We start from the raw sequence: 3,430 nt of genomic DNA on the forward strand, positions 1-3,430 counted from the left end.
CACGACTGCCGCGGGAGAACCCCGCCGGTGGTGAGGCGCCCCCGCCGCAACCGGGAGGACAGCCCCGGCCGGACGCCCGGGGACCGCAGGCTCCGCAGGGCCCGCAGGGTCCGCAGGCCGCGCCGGCACAGTCCGCTCCGCAGCCCACCGCCCAGGACGCCAGGCAGGGCGCCGCACCGCCGGCCCAGGAAGACGCCTCGACGGGTGGGAAGCCGCCGTTGCCCCGCAGGCGGAGGCAGGAGAACCTGGCTCCGCAGCTGCGGGAGGAGGCCGGACCCTCCGATCAGGGCGGTGACGCCACCGATCCCGCGGAGACTCCCGACGACGCACGTAGCAGGCTCTCGGCGTTCCAGATGGGCACTCGGAGAGCACGGCACCAGAAACCCGGCGGCGACGAGACTGGAGACTGAGACACCATGACGAACTCGGGAGTCAACGAACTCGACTGGCTGCTGGACGACTTGGTGAACCAGGTCGCGGGAGCCGAGCGCGCCGTCGTACTGTCGTCGGACGGCCTGTTGATCGGGCGATCGAGTAATCTGTCCGAAGAGGACGGCGAGCATCTGTCCGCCGTCGCCTCGGCGTTCCAGAGCCTGGCTCGGGGCACCGGGCGGCACTTCGGCGGCGGAGCGGTGCGGCAGACCGTGGTGGAGATGGACCATGCGTTCCTCTTCGTCACGGCGGCCGGACGCGGGGCGTGCCTGGCCCTGTTGACGTCGGAGGACGCCGACATGGGCATGGTGGCGTACTCGATGAACATGATGGTTAAGCGGGTAGGCGCGGTGCTCAGCGCGGCGCCGAGGGTGGAACAACAAAGTGCGCCATGAGTGATCCCGGACAGGAGTGGTTCGACGAGGCCGGCGAAGCCGACGACGCCGGTGGCCTCGTTCGCTCGTACGTGGTGACGGGCGGCCGGACCAGGTCGGACAACTACGGCCTGGACATGATGACGCTGGTCGTGTCGCTGTGCACGCCGGCCGAGGCCGCGCACCTGCCCAGCGAGTACGCCCAGATCGTGCACATGTGCCAGCGGCCGATGTCGGTGGCCGAGGTGGGTGGACACGTCGACCTACCCCTGCCCGTGGTCAAGGTCCTGCTCAGTGATCTGATCGAGCAGAACTATGTGATCTTCCGTAGAGCGGCGCCCGAGGGCGACGCCCCCAACAAACACGTACTGCAGGCGGTTCTGGATGGCATCCGCAAACTCTGACGAGCGGCGACTGACGGCGACGGCGGTGAAGCTGTTGGTCGCCGGTGGTTTCGGGGTCGGCAAGACCACGATGGTGGGTTCGGTCAGCGAGGTTCCGCCGCTGCGCACCGAGGAGTCGCTGACGTCCGCGTCCGAGGGCGTGGACGATCTGTCCGGTGTGGAGGCGAAGACCACCACCACGGTGGCGCTCGACTTCGGGCGTATCACGATCAACTCCGAGTTGATCCTGTACCTGTTCGGCACGCCCGGGCAGGACCGGTTCTGGTTCATGTGGGACGAGCTGGCCCAGGGGGCGCTCGGCGCGGTGGTGCTCGCCGACACGCGCAGGCTGGAGTCGTGCTTCCCCGCGGTGGACTACTTCGAGCGCAGGGGACTGCCGTTCGTGGTGGGCGTGAACTGCTTCGACCAGGCGCACATGTACGGCACCGAGGAGGTGCGCGCGGCGCTCGACGTGGGCCCCGAGGTGCCCCTGGTGCTGTGCGACGCGCGGGACAAGGAGTCCACCAAGCAGGTCCTGATCACCCTGATCGAGTACGTCATGTCCACGGCGGACCTGGTGCCCGCCGCCCGCTGACGGCCCGCTCACCCCACGTGTGTGGCGTGAGGGGCACGTTCCCTGCGTGCAGCGCAGTGAATGTGCCCCTCGCTGCGCCGGGCGCAGGGAACGTGCCCTTCACGGGTCACCCTGTGGGGTGCGCGGTGCCCTGGAGGAGGGGGCTGGCGGGGATCCAGCGGGGGCCCGCCTGGAGGTTCTCCACTTCGGTGAAGGTGAAGCCGGCGCGTTCGACCGCGGTCCGGGTGTCCCGGTTGGGGTGACATCCCGCGCCGAGACGCTTCCACACCGGGGTGACGCGGTCCTGCCACGTGGCCTGGGCGCCCTCGCCGCGGACGTGTTCCAGCACGTACAGGCTTCCCTCGGGACGCAGTACGCGGCGGGCCTCGGCCAACGCCCGCGCGGGGTCGACCACCGTGCACAGCACGAGGGTGAACACCACCGCGTCGAACGAGTCGTCGTCGAACGGCAGGTCCTCGGCGGCCGCGTCGCTGACCTGGACCACGGGCGCGTGCGCCCGGCCGAGCTTGCGCTCCAGCTTCGCGCGCATCGCCGGGTCGGGCTCGGTGAGCACCACCTGCTCGGCGTTGCGGAGATGGTCGAGGTTGACCCCGGTGCCGGCCCCGACGTCGAGCACCCGCCCGGTCACCCCGGACAGCATCCGCGCACGCCGCGGCCCGAGCAGCTTGGACTCGACCGGCGCGGCCATCCGGTCGTACACGGCAGCGAAGATCCGATGTCCCGACATCCCCCGAGCCTAACCGCCCGGGTGCCCACTCACCGGGTGCCCGTGAAGGAGTCCTTCCCTGCACTCAACGCAGCGAAGGACTCCTTCCCTGCACCGGACGCAGGGAAGGAGTCCTTCACGGCACACCGCGGATCGAGCGGTCCAGCAGTTGCACCGGGTGTTGGAGAGGGAGGTCGTCGGTGTCCAGGTAGCGGGCGATCTGGAGCAGGCAGCCCGGGTTGGCCGTCACCAGCAGGTCCGGGTGCACCGAGCGGACGTTGTCCGCCTTGCGCCTGCCCAGGTCGGCGGCCGCCTCCGGTTGCAGCAGGTTGTAGACGCCCGCCGAGCCGCAGCACAGCTCCGCGTCCGGCAGGTCCACCAACTCCACCCCGGGGATCGTGCGCAGCACCTGCCGGGGCTGGGACCACACGCCCTGGGCGTGCCGCAGGTGGCAGGCGTCGTGGTAGGCCACCCTCGCCTCGACCGGGTGCCGCGGCGCCCGCGGCTCGAGCTCGGCCAGCACCTCGCTGACGTCGCGGACCTTCGCCGACAGCGCCCGCGCCCGCTCGGCCCATTCCGGGTCGTCGGCCAGCAGGGTGCCGTACTCCTTCATCGACGAGCCGCACCCGGCCACGTTGACCACGATGTCGTCCACCGGCAGCCGCTCGAACGTCTCGATCGTGCGCCGGGCCCGCGCGACGGCGTGTTCCTCGCGCCCGGCGTGCAGGCCCAGCGCACCACAGCAGCCCTGGTCCCGAGGGGTGAGCACCTCGCACCCCTCGGCGGCCAGCACCCGTTGCGTGGCCGCGTTCACCTCGTGGAAGAAGACGTCCTGCACGCAGCCGGACAGCAGCGCCACCCGACGCCGGGTCGGCCCGGACGGGCGCACCCGCCGCGGCAACCCCGCGAACGCCTCCCGCAGCCGCACCGGCGGCAGCAG

General features: G+C 71.1%; 5 protein-coding genes. 3 read left to right on the plus strand and 2 right to left on the minus strand.

The window, feature by feature from the left end; translation table 11 throughout:
• Positions 1-416: 416 nt before the first annotated feature.
• From SACPADRAFT_RS0215825 to SACPADRAFT_RS0215835, 3 genes are read left to right on the plus strand one after another with little or no spacing between them, the layout of a single operon-like run.
• A complete protein-coding gene (locus SACPADRAFT_RS0215825; protein WP_007026981.1) occupies positions 417-827 on the plus strand; it encodes a roadblock/LC7 domain-containing protein in 411 nt (136 codons plus the stop codon).
• Positions 824-1,210 (plus strand): DUF742 domain-containing protein, encoded by a 387-nt coding sequence (locus tag SACPADRAFT_RS0215830; protein ID WP_007026982.1) that lies wholly within the window; start codon positions 824-826, stop codon positions 1,208-1,210. The genes SACPADRAFT_RS0215825 and SACPADRAFT_RS0215830 overlap by 4 nt, the downstream gene beginning before the upstream one ends.
• A complete protein-coding gene (locus tag SACPADRAFT_RS0215835) occupies positions 1,191-1,784 on the plus strand; it encodes a GTP-binding protein (RefSeq protein ID WP_007026983.1) in 594 nt (197 codons plus the stop codon). The genes SACPADRAFT_RS0215830 and SACPADRAFT_RS0215835 overlap by 20 nt, the downstream gene beginning before the upstream one ends.
• A gap of 106 nt (positions 1,785-1,890) precedes the next feature.
• Here SACPADRAFT_RS0215835 and SACPADRAFT_RS0215840 read toward each other — a convergent pair whose 3' ends face one another.
• Positions 1,891-2,511, minus strand: a complete 621-nt coding sequence (locus SACPADRAFT_RS0215840; protein WP_007026984.1) for a class I SAM-dependent methyltransferase — start codon at positions 2,509-2,511, stop codon at positions 1,891-1,893.
• A 115-nt stretch (positions 2,512-2,626) separates the two neighbouring features.
• Positions 2,627-3,430 (minus strand): (Fe-S)-binding protein (locus tag SACPADRAFT_RS0215845; protein WP_028662497.1); only part of this gene is annotated, 804 nt, incomplete at its 5' end.

The sequence above is a fragment of the Saccharomonospora iraqiensis subsp. paurometabolica YIM 90007 genome (genome assembly GCF_000231035.2).
Classification (GTDB): domain Bacteria; phylum Actinomycetota; class Actinomycetes; order Mycobacteriales; family Pseudonocardiaceae; genus Saccharomonospora; species Saccharomonospora paurometabolica.

Excerpts from the sequence above, each read along its gene's own strand:
- SACPADRAFT_RS0215830 (WP_007026982.1), top strand. The coding sequence starts at position 824 with ATGAGTGATCCCGGACAGGAGTGGTTCGACGAGGCCGGCGAAGCCGAC.
- SACPADRAFT_RS0215835 (WP_007026983.1), top strand. The coding sequence starts at position 1,191 with ATGGCATCCGCAAACTCTGACGAGCGGCGACTGACGGCGACGGCGGTG.
- SACPADRAFT_RS0215840 (WP_007026984.1), bottom strand. The coding sequence starts at position 2,511 with ATGTCGGGACATCGGATCTTCGCTGCCGTGTACGACCGGATGGCCGCG.
- SACPADRAFT_RS0215825 (WP_007026981.1), top strand. The coding sequence starts at position 417 with ATGACGAACTCGGGAGTCAACGAACTCGACTGGCTGCTGGACGACTTG.